This window comes from Siminovitchia fortis, assembly GCF_007681465.1.
Lineage (GTDB): Bacteria > Bacillota > Bacilli > Bacillales > Bacillaceae_C > Siminovitchia > Siminovitchia fortis.
Map to the genome: position 1 here is coordinate 1 of NZ_VEKZ01000121.1, position 2,190 is coordinate 2,190.

Here is a 2,190-nt window from a genome sequence, read left to right on the forward strand (position 1 = left end):
TTTCTTGTCCCAAGTGGGTCAAAAAGATGGCAGAGGTGGAGCTAACCTATGTCCTTCTTCATTAATGTTCATAGCACTGTAAATCGGATAATAGTGTGTAAAATCATAAATTGTATGTAATATCTTTTTCTGTATCCATCAAACTGATTAACCTTTAATGTAGTTTTCGTTTTGAACCTTTTAACTATCGAATCATAATTGTATTAATAATATTTACAAATTTAAAGAACCACGTCCAAGTTTTCACTTGGCGTTTTTACGCTGGGCGAGAAATTCAGTTTTCCTTTCTACAACTCCGTTAAGTTCATTCCAATTCGACTTTTATAAAAAGAATACTTGATGGTTGACTCTCCTCTAAGAGGATAGTTTATAGTTCCTTTTGTAATAAATGAAGGAGGGAACAATATGTATGACCATTTTGAAATAGTTTTAAACGCTGTTAGCAAAACATTTGGCAAAAAGGCAGCCTTAAATAATGTGTCTCTTAAAGTGAAAAAAGGTTCTATCTTCGGACTAATTGGTCCAAATGGTGCAGGAAAATCTACTTTGACGAGTATATTAGCTACTTTATCCTTGCCAAATGAGGGTACTGTCAAAATTTCGGATTTAGACGTTGTTTCAAAGGTGAATGAGGTTCGAAAAAAAGTTGGAGTCACATTCCAACAAACAACTGTATTTTCGACTGGAACAGCTTGGGAAAACATATTGATTGCAGGAAAAATGTATGGCATCAGAACTTCAAAAATAATGGAGCGAGGAGAACACCTGTTAAAGGAATTTGATTTGTTCCAAGTATCCAACGATTTGGTTGGTACTTACTCAGGTGGAATGAAAAGAAAATTGGATATTGCAATAAGTTTGCTTCATAAACCTGAAGTTCTTTTACTGGATGAACCTACAGCTGGATTAGACCCAGAGTCAAGAATTACCTTTTGGAAAATAATTACAAAAATTTCTCAAGATGAAGGAACGACAATTTTTGTAACAACACACTATTTAGAGGAAATTCATCACCTAGCAACTGAAATTGCATTGATCAACAATGGAAAGATTCTTGATATTGGGACGCCAAAAGAATTGATCAATAAACTTGCGGCTGATCAAATTGAAATCCACTATCACAAATTAGATTTGGCCAGCATTTATAAAATCGAAGAATATATTTCTGACCTAAAAGAGGTCGTTAGCCACGAAATAAAACCAACAGCATTAACAATTATAACGAGTCATGGACAACAAATATTATCTGAATTATTGAGATACTTAATTCAAAGTAATGTCGAAATTGAATTTAGTGAACTGAAACAGGCAACGTTAAATGACGTTTATTTAATAAACTTTAATGAGAAAGGAGCAGAACAATGAATAACATAACATTCGTTTTGTTATTATCAAAAAAGAGGCTAACACCGCTAATTAAAAATCCAATAGCAATTATCATTTCAATGTTCCAACCATTGATTTTCCTAGTGCTGTTTGGAACGATATTTTCAAGCATATCTTCCGTTAGTGGATTTGAAGAATCCAATTATGTATCGTATATTTTACCGGGAATTCTGATCATGAATGCTTTATTTGGCGGAATATATTTAGGAATGAGTACTTTAGATGATATGAGAGAAGGAATATTTAACCGATATTTAATCGCCCCGAAGAATAACTTAATTTTCATCATTGGTGATTTAGTCTACATTTTCACTTTTCAATTGATCCAATCCACTTTGCTAGTGATTATTGGCTATTTTATGGGATTCAGACTTCCAATGGGAATCGTTTCACCAATTCTTTTTCTTGCTACACCAGCATTATTTTCGTGTCTAATCGGATCTATTTCAATTGGAATTGCCGTTCTAACCAAAAAGCACTCAACGATGATCACTGTCATGCAGTTTTTCTCTTTCCCATTGATTTTTTTGTCTTCTGCCTTTATGCCAAGCAATTTATTACCAAAGTATATAAGTATCCTCTCAAAAGTAAATCCAGTTGACTGGGTAGTTAGAGCATCACAATCTACTTTCAACCATTCTCCCGCAATTAACTACTATTTACTGATTGTTTCATGTCTTGTTATGGCTGTTTTCTTTTGTAAATTCACGTATGATGTTCAAAGAAAATAGTGAAATAAATGTGTAAACTAGCACATTATTTCAGACACCTAATTTCAAATTAACTCCGGTGAAAAACCTGAAA

Annotated in this window: 2 protein-coding genes; both read left to right on the forward strand. The window is 33.2% G+C overall.

Annotated features, from left to right (window positions below):
* Positions 1-405 precede the first annotated feature (405 nt).
* Positions 406-1,365: an ABC transporter ATP-binding protein gene (locus FS666_RS19095; RefSeq protein ID WP_095314253.1), complete on the forward strand. Its 960-nt coding sequence runs from the start codon at positions 406-408 to the stop codon at positions 1,363-1,365.
* Positions 1,362-2,117 carry an ABC transporter permease gene (locus FS666_RS19100; RefSeq protein ID WP_120076016.1) on the forward strand — a complete coding sequence of 252 codons (756 nt, stop codon included), beginning with the start codon at positions 1,362-1,364 and terminating at the stop codon, positions 2,115-2,117. The genes FS666_RS19095 and FS666_RS19100 overlap by 4 nt, the downstream gene beginning before the upstream one ends.
* Positions 2,118-2,190 lie beyond the last annotated feature (73 nt).

Excerpts from the sequence above, each read along its gene's own strand:
- FS666_RS19100 (WP_120076016.1), top strand. The coding sequence starts at position 1,362 with ATGAATAACATAACATTCGTTTTGTTATTATCAAAAAAGAGGCTAACA.
- FS666_RS19095 (WP_095314253.1), top strand. The coding sequence starts at position 406 with ATGTATGACCATTTTGAAATAGTTTTAAACGCTGTTAGCAAAACATTT.